Source organism: Rhodanobacter hydrolyticus, from assembly GCF_044904645.1.
On the sequence record NZ_JADIKK010000008.1, the window covers coordinates 3,024,797 to 3,041,876 of the forward strand.

A 17,080-nucleotide genomic window follows, 5' to 3' on the forward strand; every position below is an offset into this window, starting at 1 on the left:
CGCCCGTGACGCCCGAATCCATCATGGGGCTCGGCCAGCACGCGCTGTACGTGGCGATGCTGGTGGCCGCGCCGCTGCTGCTCACGGCGCTGGTGGTGGGCCTGCTGATCGGCGTGGTGCAGGCGGCCACGCAAATCAACGAGATGACGCTCTCCTTCATTCCCAAGCTGATCGCAATGGCGCTGGTGATGCTGATCGCCGGTCCATGGATGCTGCACTTGCTGGTGCAGTACACCACGCAATTGATTGAGAGCCTGGCGGGAGTGGTGCGGTGACAACGCTGGACGTGGCCCTGCTGCTGCCGTGGCTGGGTCGCTTCCTGTGGGCGCTGGCTCGCGTGGGCGGCTTGTTCCTGCTGGCGCCGGTGTTCAGCTCTTCGGTGATGCTGCCGCGCGTGCGCCTGAGCCTGGCCCTGCTTCTCGCCGTTATCCTGGCGCCGCTCGTGCCCGGTACGGTGGATGTGGTCGGCATTGCCGGTGTGGTCACCCTGGCGGAACAGGTGGTGATCGGTGCAGTGGTGGGTTTCGTGCTGAAGCTGGTATTCGGCGCGGTGCAGTTCGGCGGCGACCTGGTGGGGCAGAGCATGAGCCTGAGTTTCGCCCAGGACGTCGATCCGCAGGCGGGCGGCAGCACCGGGGTGCTGGGCCAGTTCTACCTGACCCTGGTGAGCTTGATATTCCTGGCGATGGACGGCCATCTGCAATTGATCGAGTTGCTCGCTGACAGCTTCCACGGCGCGGCGTCGCATACCGCCGCGATCGACCCGGCAGGCCTGCACGCGGTGTTGGCCTTCGGTGCGCAGCTGTTCGGCGGCGCGGTGCGTGTGGCCTTGCCGGCGATGACGTCGCTGCTGGTGGTGAACATCGGCTTTGCGGCGATCAGCCGGGCGGCACCGGCGATGAACCTGTTCGCGGTGGGTTTTCCGATCACGGTGACGCTGGGCTTTGTCGCCCTGTGGCTTTCGCTGCGTAGCTTGCCCGGCGCCTTCGAGGCCTTGCAGACCCAGGCGTGGGAGCTGATGCGGCAGCTTCTTGGGTCATAAGCGGATTCTGAGAAGTGGCCGACGACAGCGACCAGGAAAAAACCGAACAGCCGACAGAAAAACGGCTGCGCGAGTCGCGCGAAAAGGGCGATATCCCTCGATCGCGCGATCTTTCCGGCGCTGCGGTGGTGATGGCCGGCGTAGCGGTCCTGATGACCAGCGGAGAGCGCGCGTTCGAACACGCGCGGCGCATCTTTTCCTTGGGCCTGGGCTATTCGCGCGAAGCGTTGTTCAGCGACACGCTGCCGCAACGCACGTTGGGTGCGGCGCTGCATGAGGCGTTGTCGCTGTTCTCGCCGGTGGCGCTGGCCACCCTGTTGGCCGCGCTGTTCGCCCCGATCCTGCTAGGCGGCCTCAATTTCAGCGGCAAGGCGCTGGAGCCAAAGTTCGAGCGGCTAAACCCCATCGAGGGGCTGGGCCGCATCTTCGCCATGCGCGGGCTGGTGGAATTGGCCAAGGCGCTGCTCAAGGTCATTTTCATCGGCGGCGTGCTCGCGATGCTGCTGCGCCATTGGCAGGACGCGCTGCAGGCCACCGGGCGCGGTTCGGTGGCGACGGGCATCGCCCAGGCGATGGGCCTGCTGGGCCAATCGGCGCTGTGGTTCGGCGGCATCCTGGCGCTGCTCGGCGGTATCGATGCGGTGTACCAGAAGTACGACCACGGCAAGCGCCTGCGCATGAGCCGGCAAGAGATCAAGGACGAGATGAAAGAGAGCGAGGGCAGCCCCGAGATCAAGGGTCGCATCCGCCAGGTGCAGATGGCGCAGGCGCGGCGGCGCATGATGCAGGAGCTGCCCAAGGCCGACGTGGTGGTGGTCAACCCCACCCACTACGCGGTGGCGCTGCGCTATGACGATGGCCGCATGGGTGCGCCGCGGGTAATCGCCAAGGGCGTGGACGTGCTGGCCATGCAGATCCGCCAGGTGGCGGGCAGCCACCACATCCCGCTGGTCGAGGCGCCGCCGCTGGCACGAGCCTTGTATGCCACCACCAAGTTGGATCAGGAGATCCCCGCCGCGCTCTACGTGGCGGTGGCCCAGGTGCTCGTCTACGTCTACCAGCTCAAGCAGGCTGCGGCGCATGGCGACGCGCCACCGGCCGCACCAAACCCCGAGATCGATCCGGATCTCATGGGGCCTTATCGCTAACAGGCAAGAGTCAAATCCATGACGGGCACGCAGGTACTGGGCAGCTTCAAGCAACTGGCGCGACGGGGCCTTGGCGCACCGGTGATGATGCTGGTGATGCTGGCGATGATGATGTTGCCGCTGCCGCCGTTCCTGCTCGACATCCTCTTCAGCTTCAACATCGCGCTGTCGCTGGTGATCCTGCTCGCGGTGGTCTACGTGATGCGGCCGCTGGAGTTCGCCGCGTTCCCCACCGTGGTGCTGATGGCCACCCTGCTGCGGCTGGCGCTCAACATCGCCTCCACCCGCGTGGTGCTGCTGCACGGCCACGATGGCGCCGCCGCCGCCGGCAAGGTGATCGAGGCCTTCGGCGAGTTCGTCATCGGCGGCAACTTCGCCGTCGGCCTGGTGGTGTTTGCGATCATCACCATCATCAACTTCGTGGTGGTGACCAAGGGCGCTACCCGCGTGTCGGAAGTGACCGCGCGCTTCACCCTGGATTCGATGCCCGGCAAGCAGATGGCAATCGACGCCGACCTCAACGCCGGCCTGATCAACCAAGAGCAGGCGCGCGACCGCCGCCAGGAAGTGCGCGAGGAAGCGGACTTCTACGGCTCGATGGACGGCGCCTCCAAGTTCGTGCGCGGCGACGCCACCGCGGGCATCCTGATCCTGCTCATCAACATCGTGGGCGGCTTCTTCGTGGGCGTGATGCAGCACGGCCTGTCCGCCAGCGAAGCGGCGCAGACCTATACCTTGCTCACCATCGGCGACGGCCTGGTGGCACAGGTGCCGGCGCTGATGCTTTCGGTAGCCACGGCGATCATCGTCACCCGCGTCTCCAAGGCGCAGGACATGGGACGGCAACTGGCCGGCCAAGTATTCGGCCAGCCGCGCGCGCTGGCGGTGGCGGCCGCGGTGCTGGTGGTGATGGGCCTGATCCCCGGCATGCCGAACCTTGCCTTTCTGTTGCTGGGCGGCGTGTGCGGCGGCGCGGCGTGGCTGCTGTTCAAGCGCCAGCGCGAGACGCGCCAGCAACTGGCCGTCGACACGGCGGCGGCGCCGACCCAGGCATCCCCTGCCGAGCGTGTGGAACTGGGCTGGGAGGACGTCACCACGGTCGATCCACTGGGTCTGGAAGTGGGCTACCGCTTGATTCCGCTGGTGGACACGCACCAGGGCGGCGAATTGATGGGGCGCATCAAGTCGGTGCGCCGCAAGCTGTCGCAGGAGCTTGGCTTCCTGGTTCCCGCGGTGCACATCCGCGACAACCTCGACCTCGGTCCCACCGCCTACCGCATCATGCTGATGGGCGTGCCGATGGGCGAGGCCGAAGTGCATACCGACCGCCTGCTGGCGATCAATCCCGGCCAGGTGCATGGCACGGTGCCGGGCATCGCCACCCGCGACCCGGCGTTCGGACTGGAAGCGGTGTGGATCGAATTGGGCCAGCGCGAGCTGGCGCAGGGGTATGGCTACACCGTGGTGGATCCGGCCACGGTGATCGCCACGCACCTGTCGCACATCCTGCAGGGCCATGCGCACGAATTGCTCAGCCATCAGGACGTGCAGCAGCTGCTCGACCGCCTGGCGCAGAGCGCGCCCAAGCTGGTCGAGGACCTGGTACCCAAGCGCCTGACGCTGGGCGTGGTGGTGAAGGTGCTGCAGAATTTGCTGGCCGAGCGCGTGCCGATCCGCAACATGCGCGGCATCGTCGAATCCTTGGCGGAGAACGCCGGCCAGAGTCAGGATCCCGGCGTGCTTACCGCCGCCGTGCGCGTGGCGCTGGGCCGCCAGATCGTGCAGGAAATCGCCGGCTTGGGCACCGAGATCCCGGTGGTCACGTTGGCACCGGAACTGGAGCAGATCCTGCTGGGCTCGATCTCCGGCGGCGGCATGGCGGGAGCGGCGGTCGAACCGGGCCTTGCCGACCGCCTGCAGCAGGGCGTGGCCGAGGCCGCGCGCAAGCAGGAAATGAGCGGAGAACCGGCCGTGCTGCTGGTCGCGCCGCAACTGCGGCCGTGGCTCGCGCGCTTTACCCGTCACGTGGCACAAAACCTGCACGTACTGGCTTACAACGAGGTGCCCGACAATCGTCGGGTGCGCTTGGTGCAGGCGTTGGGGCGTTGAGAACCGGGAATCGGCGGAATGCGGCATAGGCAGTCGGAACGGCAGTGGTCACGGCAAACATCCCGCGGCGACGCTTCAACCGGATTCCTGTTTCCCGTTCGAGAATCCCGCTCCTGGAGCGAACACATATGAAGATCAAACGTTTCGTGGCGCGCGATATGCGTCAGGCGATGCGGGAAGTGCGCGAGGAACAGGGCCCGGATGCGGTGATCCTCTCCACGCGCAGGCTGGACGACGGTATTGAGGTGATCGCTGCGATCGATTACGACGAGGCGCTGGTGCGCGAGGCGGCCAAGCATGGCTTGCCCGAACTCGTGGCTTTGCAGCCGCCAGCAAAGCCGGAGACGAAGGCTTCGCCCGCGCCGCGATCCGTCGTGCAGCAGGTGGCGGCCCGGGTCGTACGGTCCCCCGCGCCGGCGCCGGTTCCGGCTCCAACCCCGGCCCCAACCTCCGCCCCAGCCACCGTGCCGCAACGCGCACACAACGCCATGCCGACTGCCGCCAAACCCACCACTGCGTCCGTCACGGCGTCCAGTGCGCCGGCCGCGACGGTGCGGCCGCCGGTTGCACAGCCGCCGGCAGTGCATCCGCTGGTGGAGCGTGCCGCCCGCGACACCGCACAACTGCGCAGCGACTTCAACGAACTGCGCTCGATGCTGGAAGTGCAGCTGTCCAGCCTCGCCTGGAACGACATGGAGCGGCGCCAGCCGCTGCGCGCGCGCATCCTGCGCGAATTGACCCGGCTCGGCATCGAGGCCGGAGTCGCGCGCACCCTGGTGGACGAACTGCCGGAACAGATCAACGCCGACCAGGCCCGCTATCTGCCGCTGGGCATGCTCAGCCGCAACCTGACGGTGAGCGGCCGCGACCTCTGCGCCGACGAACGCAGCATCACCGCGCTGGTCGGACCCACCGGCGTGGGCAAGACCACCACCATCGCCAAGCTCGCCGCGCGGGCGGTGATGCGCCATGGCGCCCCCCAGGTGGCGCTGGTCAGCACCGATCATTACCGCATCGGCGCCGCCGCGCAGCTGGAACACTACGGCCGCCTGCTCGGCGTGCAGGTTTACCCGGCCTACGATGCGCGCAGCCTGGGCAAGGTGCTGGAGATGCTGCATGGGCGCCATACCGTGTTGATCGACACCGCCGGCATGGCCGGCAGCGATCCGCGGCTGGCGCAGCAGTTGGAGATACTCGCCGATGCCGGCGAGCTGCGTTCCTGCCTGGTGTTGGCGGCCAATGCGCAGGTGGCCTCGCTGGAAGAGGCGGTGGACGCCTATCATGCGCTGAAGCCGCACGCCTGCATCCTCACCAAGCTGGACGAGGCGCCGCGGCTGGGCGGCGCGCTGTCGGTGCTGATTCGCCACCGGCTGCCGTTGGATTATGTTACCGACGGGCAGCGCGTGCCCGAGGACATCGCCACGGCCGACGCGCGCGAGCTGGTATGCCGTGCCGCCCGCTCGGCCAAGGCGAGCGCGAACCCGGACGACGATACGATGGCCGAACGCTTCGGTCTTGCCATGGCTGAAGCATGAATGTGAATGGAGTATCTGTAATGAACCAGGCTTGGGGATTGCAACAGTTGTTGGCCGCGATGGTCGTGCCGCCATCGCCGGCGACGGCGGCTGCATCCGGCGACCAGGCCGACGGCTTGCTCGCGGCGGTACCGTCGGCGCGGCGGCCATGCCGCACGATCGCGGTAGCCGGCGGCAAGGGCGGTGTGGGCAAGAGCACGGTGGCGGTGAACCTCGGCGTGGCGTTGGCCAGCGCCGGCCACGAGACGATCCTGCTGGATGCCGACACCGGGTTGGCGAACGTGGACGTGCTGCTCGGCCTTTCGCCTCCGCAGCACATCGGCCACATGCTCGATGGCGAATGCACGCTGGAGTCGTTGCTGACGCCTGCGCCGGGCGGCCTGCAGATCGTGCCCTCGGGCTCCGGTGCGCGCCGGCTGGCGCAGCTGGACAACAACCAGCTGGCCGCGATCATTCGCGCTTTCGACGATTTGCCGCAGCCCCCCGAATACCTGCTGGTGGACACCGCCGCTGGCCTGTCCGACAGCGTGACAATGTTCGCCGCCGCCGCCGCCGAGGTGATCCTGGTGGTGTGCGACGAGCCCGCCTCCCTGACGGACGCCTACGGGCTGGCCAAGGTGCTCAGCCGCGATTTCGGCGTGCGCCGCCTGCGGATGGTCGCCAACATGGTGCACAACGAGGGCGATGCGCGGCTGTTGCACCAGAAGCTGGCCCGGGTCAGCGACCGTTTCCTCGACGTGGCCATGGAGTTCAGCGGCTGGGTACCCCACGACGAACGTCTACGTCAGGCGATCAAGCGCCAGGCAGCCGTGGTAGAACTGTGGCCGTCGAGTCCGTCGGCCAGGGCATTCAAGAAACTGGCCGAGTCGGTCGATAAGTGGGTCGAGCCCGGTCGCGCGGGTCTCGATCGCATCTCCTTCTTCAGTGGCCGAGAAGCTTCGGCCGGGGAAAAACCGGGATGAGCGCGACTTCGGAATATCTACAACTCTCCCGCGAGAGTGCCGACGAGCTTGTGCGTCGGCATGCGCCGTTGGTTCGGCGGATCGCCTATCACCTGATGGGGCGGTTGCCGGCCAGCGTCGACGTGGGCGACCTGATCCAAGCGGGGATGATCGGTTTGCTCGAAGCGGCACGCCATTTTGCCAACGACAAGGGAGCCAGCTTCGAGACGTTTGCGGGCATCCGCATCCGTGGAGCGATGCTGGACGAGCTGCGTCGCGCCGACTGGACGCCACGCTCGGTGCACCGCAAGACCCGCGAAGTGGCCGAGACCATCCGCCAGATCGAAGCCGAGACCGGTGCCGAGGCGGATGGCGCCGAGGTGATCCGGCGGCTCGGCATCAGCGCGGAGGAGTATCACCAGGTGCTTGCCGATGCCCTTTCGTCACGCCTGCTCAGCCTCACCTCGTCGGACGACGGCGAGGAGACCGGCGTGCTCGACGTGGCCGACGAGAACAGCCTGACACCCGACGAGGGCATCGAGCACAGCGGCATGCGCGAAGCGCTGATCGAGGCCATCACCGCGTTGCCGGAACGCGAGCAGCTGGTGATGTCGCTGTACTACGAGCAGGAATTGAATCTCAAGGAAATCGGCGCCGTGCTCGGCGTGAGCGAGTCGCGCGTATGCCAGATCCACGGCCAGGCCGTGATCCGGCTGCGCGGCAAGCTCTCCGGCTGGCGCACCTGAGCGCAGCCACCCCGCATACCCCCGTACAACGCAACGCACGCGGAGCACACGTTTGGACAAGAACATGAAAATCCTGGTGGTGGACGATTTCTCCACCATGCGGCGCATCGTCAGGAACTTGCTGGTGGAGCTGGGCTTCACCAACACCCTGATCCAGGAGGCCGACGACGGCAACAACGCGCTCACCATGCTGCGCAGCCAGCCGTTCGACCTGGTGGTGACCGACTGGAACATGCCGAACATGACCGGCATCGACCTGTTGCGCGCGATCCGCGCCGAACCCTCGCTGAAGGGCCTGCCGGTGCTGATGGTGACAGCGGAGAACAACCGCGACCAGATCATTGCCGCCGCGCAGGCCGGTGTGAACGGCTATGTCGTCAAGCCATTCACCGCCGTCACCCTCAGGGAAAAACTTACCAAGATCTTCGAGCGGATCGCCGCCAGCGGAGCCAGCGCATGAGCACCATGATCCCCTTCGTTGCCGACGAGAGCCTGCCGGCCGAACTGCGCGACCTGCTGAACAGTCCGGAAGGTCCGGCCTTCGAGCACGCCCTGGACAGCATGGTGCGCCAGCGCGAGCAGCACCTGTTCCGCGCGCTTGGCCACCTGGCCCGTGAACTGCACGATGCCATGCGCCGCCTTGGCGGCGAGCTGGCGCAGGAAGGTGTGCCTGGCATCGTCGCCGATGCGCGCCAGCACCTGCAGGACGTGCTGGAAATGAGTGCCAGTGCCGCCAATCGCAGCATCGACTTCGCCGAGCGCCTGCGGCCGCAGGCCGAATCGCTGGCACAGCGCGCCGACGACGTGCTCAAGCGCGCGCCTGGCGACGAGCTGGCCACCGGGCTGGCGCGCGAGGCGGGGGGCTTCGCCGAAACCTGCCGCGCCGGCCTCGCTGACATGGTGGTGGCGCAGTCCTGGCAGGATCTCACCGGCCAGCGCGTCAAGAAAGTTTCTGCCTTCATCGGCACGGTGGAATCCTCGCTGCTGGAACTGGTGCGCCTTACTGGTGCGCTGGCCGGAGCCGAGGCACCGGTCGACGTGGCGAAGGTGACCAGCCAAGAGGATGCCGACCGGCTGCTCAGCGAATTCGGTTTCTGACGGGTACGCGCGGTGAATGCCGATTTCGACAACGAACTGCGCCAGGATTTTCTGGTCGAGGCCGGCGAACTCGTCGAGCGCCTGGGCGAGCAACTGGTCGGGCTGGAAGCGGCGCCGCAGGATGGCGAGTTGCTGAATGCCGTGTTCCGCGCCTTCCACACGGTGAAGGGCGGTGCCGGCTTCCTCGCGCTGGAGCCGATGGTGCAGTTGTGCCATCACGCCGAGGACCTGCTCAACCTGGCCCGCAATGGCAACCTGATGCTGGACGCCAGCTACATGGATGCCCTGCTGCAGACACTGGACCGGCTGGTCGAGATGATGGCGGCACTCGGCGCGGGTTCGCCGCTGGCGATGCCGTCGCCGGAACTGCTCAAGGCATTGCTGCCGCGCGGTGCCGTCGCGCATGCCCCGGCGCCTGCACCTGTTCCCGCGCCGGCCCCGGCGGCCGTGCCAGCTGGCGGGGCCATCGACGACAGCGAATTCGAGGCCCTGCTCGACAGCCTGTACGGCACCGCGGCACCCGGCACCATTGAGCCGGTTGCGTTGCCAGCGACGGCGGCGCCTGCGCCGGCCGCTGCTGGCACCATCGACGACGACGAATTTGAAGCGCTGCTGGACGCACTGCACGGCGCGAGCGGACAGCCTGGCAAGGACGCGTCCGCGCCTGCGACATCCGCCCCGGCCGCGACGCCAGTAGTACAGGCTGCAGCGCCCGCTGCGCGCCAGGCCGCGGCTCCGGCAGCTGAAACCACCGTGCGCGTTGACACCGCGCGACTGGACGTATTGGTCAACCATGCCGGCGAGCTGGTGCTGGCGCGCAACCGCCTGCTCAGCCTCGCCGCACGTCATGGCAGCGAGGCCCTGGCCGCGGCGGCCGGCGAGCTGGATCGCATCACCGACGAGCTGCAGGGCGCAGTGATGGGCATGCGCATGCAGCCGGTGGGGCGCCTGTTCCAGCGCTTTCCGCGTATCGTGCGCGATCTTGCCCGCCAACTCGGCAAGGAGGTGGAACTGGTGCTGGAAGGCGAGGGTACCGACCTCGACCGCAGCCTGGTCGAAGCCCTGGCCGACCCGTTGATCCATCTGCTTCGCAACGCGCTGGATCACGGCCTGGAACAACCCGTCGACCGCGAACGCGCAGGCAAGGCACGCAAGGGGCGCGTCGTGCTGGCAGCCAGTCAGCGCGGCGAGCGCATCGTCATCACCGTGTCCGACGATGGTCGCGGCATGGATCCGGAGATCCTCAAGCGCAAGGCGGTGGAGAAGGGCGTGATCGACGCGGCCCAGGCCGCGCGGCTCTCCGAGACCGAGTGCTACGAGCTGATCTTCCGCCCCGGGTTCTCCACTGCCGCGACGGTGTCGGACATTTCCGGCCGCGGCGTCGGCATGGACGTAGTCAAGACCCGCATCACCGAACTGGGCGGCACGCTGGCCGTGCATTCGCGCCTCGGCCACGGCAGCGAACTCGAGCTTGCGGTGCCGCTGACGTTGGCCGTGGTGCGCGTGTTGATGGTGCGCGTGGGCAACCGCCTGCTCGGCTTGCCGCTGGGCAACGTGGAAGAGGTTTTCGAACTGGCCACCGGCCAGGATAGCCTGCTCGACGGCCGGCTGGTGGCCCGCCATCGTGGCCGCGCATTGCCGTTGGTCGACATGGTCGATTGGGCCGGTGCGGCGAGCGAATCCGTCCGCCACATCGCGGTGCTGCACATCGGACACCAGCGGTTGGGCTGCCTGGTGCACGAGGTGCTTGGCCGCGAGGACGTCATCGTCAAGCCACTGGGCCACCTGTTCGCCGGCGTGCCCGGCGTGGCTGGCGCCACCGTCACCGGCGACGGCCGGCTGGCGCTGGTGATGGATCTGGCCGGCTTGGCCGACACCGCCGCGCGATCCTTCGCCCCCTTGGCCCAGACCGGCTGAATCTCATGGATTTGATCAGCCTCATCGGGACGATCCTGGGTTTCGTGGTCATCATCGTCGGCACCATCCTCAAGGGTGCCCACGTCAGCGCGCTGGTGAACCCAGCCGCATTCGTGATCGTGTTCGTCGGCACGCTGGCTGCCCTGCTGGTGCAGAACTCCGGGGCGGTGCTCAGGCACGCGCTGAAGGTTGCGGCCATGATCTACAAGCCGCCGCAGCACAGGCCGGAAGACCTCATCAGCCGCATCGTGGGTTGGAGCGAGATTTCACGGCGGCAGGGCCTGCTGGGGCTGGAGCCGCAGATCGACTCTGAGCCCGATCCGTTCATCAAGAAGGGCTTGCAGATGCTGGTCGACGGCGGCGAGCCGGAGGCAATCCGCAACGTGCTTGAAGTGGACATGGAAACCCGCGAGGCCAAGGACCTGGCGGCTTCCAAGGTGTACGAAAGCGCGGGCATCTTCTCTCCCACCATGGGCATCATCGGTGCGGTGATGGGCCTGATGGCGGTGATGGAAAACCTCGCCGACCCCAGCAAGCTCGGCCACGGCATCGCCGCGGCCTTCGTGGCGACCATCTACGGCGTCGCCCTGGCCAACATGTTCATGCTGCCCATGGCCGCGCGGCTGAAAAGCCTGATCGGCAAGCAGACCAGGATGCGCGAAATCCTGATCGAGGGTCTGGTGTCGATCGCCGAAGGCGACAACCCGCGCCTGATCGAGGCGCGCTTGCAGGGTTACGTGTCGTGAGCCGCAGGCACAAGCACGAAGAACACGTCAATCACGAGGCGTGGGCGATTCCGTACGCCGACCTGATGACCCTGCTGCTGGCGTTCTTCGTGGTGATGTACGCCGTCTCGGTAGTCAACCAGGGCAAGTTCCGCGTGCTGTCCGAGGCGATGATCGAGGCGTTCAACGGCTCCAGCCACGTCATCGCGCCGATGCCGCCCACCAGGGTGCCGCCGCACAACGTCGATCCGTCCATCGCCACGCCGGAAGGCCAGGCAGGCGCGATGGTGCCGATCGCCGTGCCGATTCCGCCGCACCCGGTAGCGGAGCAGGGTGGCAACGGACGCAACATCGGCAAAGGGGCCGAAGCAGCGACCCTAGGGCGCATCGAGTCCGAGGTGCGCAAGGCGCTGCAGCCGCTGATCGACAGCAAGCAGGTGGTGGTGCGCAACAATGGGCGTTGGCTGGAAATAGAGATCCGTACCGACATCCTGTTCCCCAGTGGCGTGGCGCAGTTGTCCATGCCGGCGCAGGGCGTGCTGCGCAACCTGGCTACGGTGCTGGCCGGCTTCACCAATTCGCTGCGCGTCGAGGGCTTCACCGACAACATGCCGATCAGCACCACGCTGTTCCCATCGAACTGGGAGCTTTCGGCGGCGCGCGCCGGCAGCGTCGCGCGGCTGTTCGTGGACTCAGGCATCACTCCGGACCGGCTGGGCATCGTCGGTTGGGGTGAGACGCACTCGGTGGGCGACAACAGCACCGCGGACGGCCGCAATGCAAACCGCCGCGTGCTGGTGGTGGTCATGGGCGAGAATTCGGCCCCGCAACGCGAACGCAGCGACCTGGGCGGGCTCGACCGGCAGCCCGGCATCGCCGAAGCGCCATCGTCAGGCAGCTTGCCCACCGTGAAGGTCGTCGAACCGATGCAAGCGGCGCCGTCCGCGCCGACGGGCGAAGCCTCGCCGCAGGGTGCGGCCAAAGGCGATGCGCAACCCGCCAAGAATGCGCCCACGCCATCGGGAGTGCCTGCGCCTCATGCCGGCTCCCCTGCGGGCAATGTGCCCGCGCCAGCTCCGTCGACTGGAGCCGTGTCATGATCCGTTGCATGGCACACGGAGATATCGCATGAATGCCTTGGCCACAGGCCCGGCGTCGGAGGACAGCCACTGGCTGTCCTTCCGCATCGGCACACAGATCTACGCGGCGCGGTTGACCGAAGTCAGCGAGGTGATCCGCGACGACGAACTGACGCCGGTGCCGGGTTCCGCCACCGACCTGCTTGGCGTGCGCCATCTGCGCGGGCATATCGTGCCGGTAATGGACGGGCGTCGCCGGCTCGGCCTGCCGGAACAGCCCGAGGCCGACCCGCAGGCGGTGCGCATCGTGATGATGTCGTATGCTGGCCAGTTGCTCGGCCTCAAGGTCGATGCGGTGGGCGAGTTGCTGAACAGCGAAGGGTTGGACATCGCGCCGCCGCCTCCCGGGCGAGCCAGCCGCGACGACGACCCGGTTTGCGGCGTGATGTCGTGGCAGGACGGTTTCGTGGCACTGCTCGATGCGCGCCGCCTGTACCGGCTGGACAAAGGCGACGGCGATGTTGCTTGAATCCGGCGTGCTCGCCCTGTTGCTGCTGGCGGTGGGTCAGATGGCTCTGCTGGTGAAGCTGTGGCGGCAGTCGCACCGTCTGCAGCAGCGTGTCGATGCGCTGTGGCGGAATGCGGCCGACGCCGGCACCGATGTGCCGACCTCGATGTTGGTGACGGCGTTGGATCGGGTAGAGCGCAAGCTCGGCCAGGTGGAACGTCCCGTGTTGCCTGAGCGCTCCTGGGAATTGGCCAAGCAGCTCGCGCGCGAAGGCGCCGACGTGGAGCAACTGGTCGCATGCTGCGGGCTGTCGCGTGACGAAGCGCAACTGATCCTCGCCATGCGCACTTCGATGGTGTGAGGCAGGCAACATCCGCGTGGTTTTTTCCGTGGGTTTGCGGTGGGGCGTCCATAGGATGAGTGCAGGATCGCCGTGCATGCGAGGCGTGCCGGCGCAGCGACTGCGGGGGTGTCCCGTCCTCGCGATAAATTGCGCAATAGCGCAAATTGTTGCTTGAAAAATCAATGACTTGATGCCTCAAGCCGCCCATTTCCCCGCCGATATCGCCTCTACCGTGATGGGGGCGCGCGATGTCGCGATTGCCTGACGGGTGCTGCTTCAGGAGCGTGCCGCAGCCTGCACAATCACTCAGGGAATCCCATGGGCAGTCTGCTGCAAACGGTTCGGTTCAAGATCATCCTGGCATTGGGTCTCTGCGTCGTGCTGATGGCGGCCATCGGCACGTTCGGCGCCGTGGGCCTGCATGAAGTCGACGGCCTTGCCACGGACATGTATCAAAGCAACACCATGATCATCATCGATCTCGGCGAAGTGCGTTCCGCGCAGAGCGACATCCGCCTGCAGTACCGCTTGGCGCAGGCGAAGCCGGACGAGGCCACGATCGCCGCCGCCGCCGCTTCCATCGGAAAAGACGAGGCGCGTATCCAGAAGGCCTGGAATCACTACTACCCGGCCTGGGTGACCCGCAGCGACGAGCGGGTCATTGCCGACAAGATCAATGCCGCGTTGCCGGTGTTCACGGCGGCCGCGGATCAGACCATGGCGGCCTTCAAGGCCGGCAAGCATGACGATGCGGTCCGGCTCATCGACCAGAGCCTCGATGGCGCCGAGGCGCTGAGCGCGGCCCTCGACGAGGATGTGGCGAACAATCGGGCACAGGCCGCGGACGCGATGATGCAGGTCGGTTCGACCTACCACACGATCCTCACCGTTGCGATCGTCCTCGTCGTCGTCGGCTTGCTCATCGCCATCGTCGCCAGCATATGGTTGCTGCGAGCGGTGCTGCGCCCGCTGGAACGCGCCATCGGCGTGGCTGGCGAAATCGCCAGCGGCCGGCTGGACAACCGTCTGGAGGTCGATGTCGGCGGCGAATTCGGCCAGTTGCTGACGGCGCTGAAAACAATGGACGAGCAGCTCTCCTCGACCGTGCGCCGCATCCAGGCATCGTCCAGTGCGGTGGCGCAAGCCTCGGATGAAATCGCCACCGGCAACCTGGATCTCTCCTCGCGCACCGAAGAGCAGGCTGCGTCGCTGGAAGAAACCGCGGCCAGCATGACCGAGCTGACCGAGACGGTAAAGCACAATGCGCACAACGCCAAGCAGGCCAACAATCTGGCGAATGGTGCCAGCCGCCTGGCGGACAGCGGCAACGACGCGGTGCAGGCGATGGTCACCACCATCGGTGAAATCAGCGGCAACTCGTCCAAGATTTCCGAGATCACCGCCGTGATCGAAGGCATCGCGTTCCAGACCAACATCCTCGCGCTCAACGCGGCGGTGGAGGCGGCGCGCGCGGGCGAGCAGGGCCGCGGCTTCGCGGTGGTGGCGAGCGAGGTGCGCAGCCTCGCGCAACGTTCGGCGGTTTCGGCGAAGGAGATCAAGGAGCTGATCGGCGCGTCGGTGTCGATGGTCGAAGGCGGCGCGAAGCAGGCAGCGGAAGCCGGCGAGGCCATGGGGCAGGTCAGGCAGGCGATCCGCCGTGTGTCCGACATCGTCGCCGAGATCGCCGCGGCGTCCGAGGAGCAGAGCCGCGGCATCGAGCAAGTCGACCAGGCCGTGACGCAGATGGACCGCATGACCCAGCAGAACGCGGCGCTGGTGGAAGAGGCTGCCGCGGCCGCACAGTCGCTCAATGAGCAGGCGCGCGAATTGAGCAGCGCGGTGTCCACGTTCCAACTGTCGGAAGCTTGATGCCGGACGAGCGGTGGCGGAAGCACACCGCTTGGATACCCATCCACGGTCTCCAGTCCGCCCTTTCCGATTTGCGGCGCGGATGTTCTGCGTTATCGCAAGTAGCAAAGCGGTTTCGGTCGCCTGTCGCTGACCGAGCCGCCTTTCTCTGCTGGGCGCCAGCCACCGCAGCAGCGGTAGCGAACAGCGAAGCTGGCTCGAAAGGGCGGGCAGCAAGAGCCCGGAGCAAGGCGGGGCGGCGCAAGGAAAGGCCTGATTCAATCCGACGGAACTATCGTCGCCTGGAGATTTTGAACAGGTTCTCAGCCCTGCGGCTCTTCCGCCGCATCGTAGACCGCGGCCAGCACGGAGGCCGCCGCAGCGTAAAGCAGCACCGGTACGTCGTCGCGCAGGCGCAGGCCGGCCAGCAGGGCGGCGATCTGCGGGTCAGGGTGCAGCGGCAGGCCGAGGGCCTGCGCCCGTGCGCGCATGGCTTCCAGCGATTCGGGCGGTATCGTGCGGGATTCGCTGCTGCCGCCGCCCGACAGGCGCAGGGTGACCTTGCGTGGGGGCGCGGTGAAGGTTGGCGTGTTCATGCGGTGGCCTGCAGCAGCACGGCACTGTAGCGGTTCGGCGGCTCGGGCAAGCCAAGCTGGCAGCTCAATTGGTCGAGCAGCAGGCCGCAGGCGGCCAGCCGATGGCGCAGGGCGGTGAACTGGCGTTCCAATCGCTGCACGGTATCGGACTGGGCGGCCCACAGACGCACCGAAAGGCGCGGTTCGCGCAATTGCAGTTCGCCTTGCACCGCGCCCAGCGCGGGCAGGTCGAGTGCGAAGCCGAGGTTCCAGCCGCGGCTGCCGTCGTTGGCATCGGCGGTGTATTCCAACCGCAACTGCAGCACGTCGCGGCCATGCTCGCCCTGCAACGGGATCTCGATCATCCATGCCGGCAGCGGCCCGTTGCCGGACTCCAGTTGCGCCACCTCGATCCGCGCCAGTGCGCCGCGCACGTCGCCTTGCAGGCGATCCAGCAGGGGTTGCACGTTGTCGTCCAGCAGCGCCGGCGGCAGCTCCGCGCGCGGCTGTGCCTGCAGGCCCCGCTGCAGCAGCGGAGGCGGGGTATCGCTGCGGCTGTCCGGTGCCGCCGCGGCTGTACGCGGGGTGCTGGCATATGCCCCCTCGTATTCAACCTGGGTGTCGCCTGGGTTGTTCGGAGTCTCCGGGGCAGCATCGACCCGGTCGAGCAGTACGCTGGCCAGGCGCAGCAGCGCCGCCTTCCAGTCGTCCTGCATGGGTGCCGCGGTATAGCTTTGCGGATTGGCGAGCAGGGATTCGAGGAACACGCCGCTGCGTTCGATAGCCATACGCAGGCCTTCGCCGCTGGCGATTTCCGCCGGGCTGTGCATGGCCTGTTCCAGCATGGCCAGCGCGCCGCGCAGGTCGGGTGGCAGCAGGCGCAGCACGGGTCGCTCCGCCAATGCATCGAGCGTGGCCAGCAAGGGCGCGTAACCATTCTGCTGCGGCAGGCTTTCGCGCAGGGCGCGCTGCAGGACGGGATCGAAGGACTGCTGCCCGACCACCTCCATTTGCGGCAGGGGGCCAAGGCTCAATACGCGCACCTGGAACTGCGCCGGCAGTTGGCCGCCCGCCACGTCCGTTTCCACCGCGATGTTGCCGATCTGCACCACCTGCAAGCCCTGCGGGCTCAGGCCCAGCGGTCGCGCCAGCAGCACACTGCCAATGCGCCAACTCTGCGCCGCGCTGCCTGCGGCAGCGCCGGCCCAGGTCAGGGCGGCAACACTGGTGATCGGCTGGATGTTCAAAGTGGTTCCTGCAAGTGGATTGCGGACACGGCTAGGGTTGTCCCGTCGGAAATCGGCCAATTGCGCAGAAACTTGAGGTGATTCTACAAGCGGGGGCTGTCCCCAACCGCCAAGCGCCCCGCGGATTGCCTTCCAATCGCAAACAGTCGTCGTCCGCTCGTCTGGTCAGTGCCGTTCAGAGACGGATCCGGGAGATCGGGCGGATCCAGGCGCGCCTGC

At 67.1% G+C, this 17,080-nt stretch carries 17 protein-coding genes; 15 read left to right on the plus strand and 2 right to left on the minus strand.

Going from position 1 to position 17,080, the window contains the following annotated elements:
• Positions 1-5 precede the first annotated feature (5 nt).
• The 15 genes from fliQ to ISP25_RS16245 all read left to right on the plus strand — a co-directional run bounded on the left by fliQ (position 6) and on the right by ISP25_RS16245 (position 15,060).
• Positions 6-275 carry a flagellar biosynthesis protein FliQ gene (gene fliQ, locus ISP25_RS16175; protein ID WP_192159607.1) on the plus strand — a complete coding sequence of 90 codons (270 nt, stop codon included), beginning with the start codon at positions 6-8 and terminating at the stop codon, positions 273-275.
• Positions 272-1,042 (plus strand): flagellar biosynthetic protein FliR, encoded by a 771-nt coding sequence (gene fliR / locus ISP25_RS16180; RefSeq protein ID WP_404615342.1) that lies wholly within the window; start codon positions 272-274, stop codon positions 1,040-1,042. The genes fliQ and fliR overlap by 4 nt, the downstream gene beginning before the upstream one ends.
• Positions 1,043-1,056: 14 nt before the next feature.
• Positions 1,057-2,190, plus strand: coding sequence for a flagellar biosynthesis protein FlhB (flhB, locus tag ISP25_RS16185; protein ID WP_404615344.1), 1,134 nt, complete (start codon positions 1,057-1,059; stop codon positions 2,188-2,190).
• Positions 2,191-2,208: 18 nt separating this feature from the next.
• Complete coding sequence (gene flhA / locus ISP25_RS16190; protein WP_404615346.1) at positions 2,209-4,299, plus strand: flagellar biosynthesis protein FlhA; 2,091 nt, start codon at positions 2,209-2,211, stop codon at positions 4,297-4,299.
• Between the two features lie 128 nt (positions 4,300-4,427).
• Positions 4,428-5,834: a flagellar biosynthesis protein FlhF gene (flhF, locus tag ISP25_RS16195; protein WP_404615348.1), complete on the plus strand. Its 1,407-nt coding sequence runs from the start codon at positions 4,428-4,430 to the stop codon at positions 5,832-5,834.
• A gap of 20 nt (positions 5,835-5,854) precedes the next feature.
• Positions 5,855-6,796 (plus strand): MinD/ParA family ATP-binding protein, encoded by a 942-nt coding sequence (locus ISP25_RS16200; protein ID WP_192159618.1) that lies wholly within the window; start codon positions 5,855-5,857, stop codon positions 6,794-6,796.
• The gene (locus ISP25_RS16205; protein ID WP_192159620.1) at positions 6,793-7,521 is read left to right on the plus strand and encodes an RNA polymerase sigma factor FliA; all 729 of its coding nucleotides are present in this window, start codon (positions 6,793-6,795) and stop codon (positions 7,519-7,521) included. The genes ISP25_RS16200 and ISP25_RS16205 overlap by 4 nt, the downstream gene beginning before the upstream one ends.
• 52 nt (positions 7,522-7,573) lie before the next feature.
• Positions 7,574-7,981 carry a chemotaxis response regulator CheY gene (cheY, locus tag ISP25_RS16210; protein WP_192159623.1) on the plus strand — a complete coding sequence of 136 codons (408 nt, stop codon included), beginning with the start codon at positions 7,574-7,576 and terminating at the stop codon, positions 7,979-7,981.
• Positions 7,978-8,619 (plus strand): protein phosphatase CheZ, encoded by a 642-nt coding sequence (locus ISP25_RS16215; protein WP_192159625.1) that lies wholly within the window; start codon positions 7,978-7,980, stop codon positions 8,617-8,619. Before cheY ends, ISP25_RS16215 begins: the two co-directional genes overlap by 4 nt.
• Before the next feature lie 12 nt (positions 8,620-8,631).
• Positions 8,632-10,536: a chemotaxis protein CheA gene (locus ISP25_RS16220; protein ID WP_404615351.1), complete on the plus strand. Its 1,905-nt coding sequence runs from the start codon at positions 8,632-8,634 to the stop codon at positions 10,534-10,536.
• A 5-nt stretch (positions 10,537-10,541) separates the two neighbouring features.
• Complete coding sequence (locus tag ISP25_RS16225; protein WP_192159630.1) at positions 10,542-11,282, plus strand: flagellar motor protein; 741 nt, start codon at positions 10,542-10,544, stop codon at positions 11,280-11,282.
• A complete protein-coding gene (gene motD, locus ISP25_RS16230; RefSeq protein WP_404615353.1) occupies positions 11,279-12,361 on the plus strand; it encodes a flagellar motor protein MotD in 1,083 nt (360 codons plus the stop codon). Before ISP25_RS16225 ends, motD begins: the two co-directional genes overlap by 4 nt.
• A gap of 28 nt (positions 12,362-12,389) precedes the next feature.
• Entirely contained in the window at positions 12,390-12,869 is a 480-nt protein-coding gene (locus tag ISP25_RS16235; RefSeq protein WP_192159634.1) for a chemotaxis protein CheW, read from the plus strand.
• Complete coding sequence (locus ISP25_RS16240) at positions 12,859-13,209, plus strand: DUF2802 domain-containing protein (protein ID WP_192159637.1); 351 nt, start codon at positions 12,859-12,861, stop codon at positions 13,207-13,209. Before ISP25_RS16235 ends, ISP25_RS16240 begins: the two co-directional genes overlap by 11 nt.
• A 300-nt stretch (positions 13,210-13,509) precedes the next feature.
• Positions 13,510-15,060, plus strand: a complete 1,551-nt coding sequence (locus ISP25_RS16245) for a methyl-accepting chemotaxis protein (protein ID WP_404615356.1) — start codon at positions 13,510-13,512, stop codon at positions 15,058-15,060.
• Positions 15,061-15,362: 302 nt separating this feature from the next.
• On the opposite strand, the gene ISP25_RS16250 is transcribed toward ISP25_RS16245, so the two are convergent.
• Complete coding sequence (locus tag ISP25_RS16250; protein ID WP_404615357.1) at positions 15,363-15,635, minus strand: flagellar biosynthesis protein; 273 nt, start codon at positions 15,633-15,635, stop codon at positions 15,363-15,365.
• Entirely contained in the window at positions 15,632-16,861 is a 1,230-nt protein-coding gene (gene fliK / locus ISP25_RS16255; protein ID WP_404615359.1) for a flagellar hook-length control protein FliK, read from the minus strand. Before fliK ends, ISP25_RS16250 begins: the two co-directional genes overlap by 4 nt.
• Positions 16,862-17,080: the final 219 nt, after the last annotated feature.

Bases quoted from the DNA above. Each gene is read 5' to 3' on its own strand.
- flhA (WP_404615346.1), top strand. From the start codon at position 2,209: ATGACGGGCACGCAGGTACTGGGCAGCTTCAAGCAACTGGCGCGACGG.
- flhF (WP_404615348.1), top strand. From the start codon at position 4,428: ATGAAGATCAAACGTTTCGTGGCGCGCGATATGCGTCAGGCGATGCGG.
- ISP25_RS16200 (WP_192159618.1), top strand. From the start codon at position 5,855: ATGAACCAGGCTTGGGGATTGCAACAGTTGTTGGCCGCGATGGTCGTG.
- ISP25_RS16205 (WP_192159620.1), top strand. From the start codon at position 6,793: ATGAGCGCGACTTCGGAATATCTACAACTCTCCCGCGAGAGTGCCGAC.
- ISP25_RS16215 (WP_192159625.1), top strand. From the start codon at position 7,978: ATGAGCACCATGATCCCCTTCGTTGCCGACGAGAGCCTGCCGGCCGAA.
- ISP25_RS16225 (WP_192159630.1), top strand. From the start codon at position 10,542: ATGGATTTGATCAGCCTCATCGGGACGATCCTGGGTTTCGTGGTCATC.
- ISP25_RS16235 (WP_192159634.1), top strand. From the start codon at position 12,390: ATGAATGCCTTGGCCACAGGCCCGGCGTCGGAGGACAGCCACTGGCTG.
- ISP25_RS16240 (WP_192159637.1), top strand. From the start codon at position 12,859: ATGTTGCTTGAATCCGGCGTGCTCGCCCTGTTGCTGCTGGCGGTGGGT.
- ISP25_RS16245 (WP_404615356.1), top strand. From the start codon at position 13,510: ATGGGCAGTCTGCTGCAAACGGTTCGGTTCAAGATCATCCTGGCATTG.
- ISP25_RS16250 (WP_404615357.1), bottom strand. From the start codon at position 15,635: ATGAACACGCCAACCTTCACCGCGCCCCCACGCAAGGTCACCCTGCGC.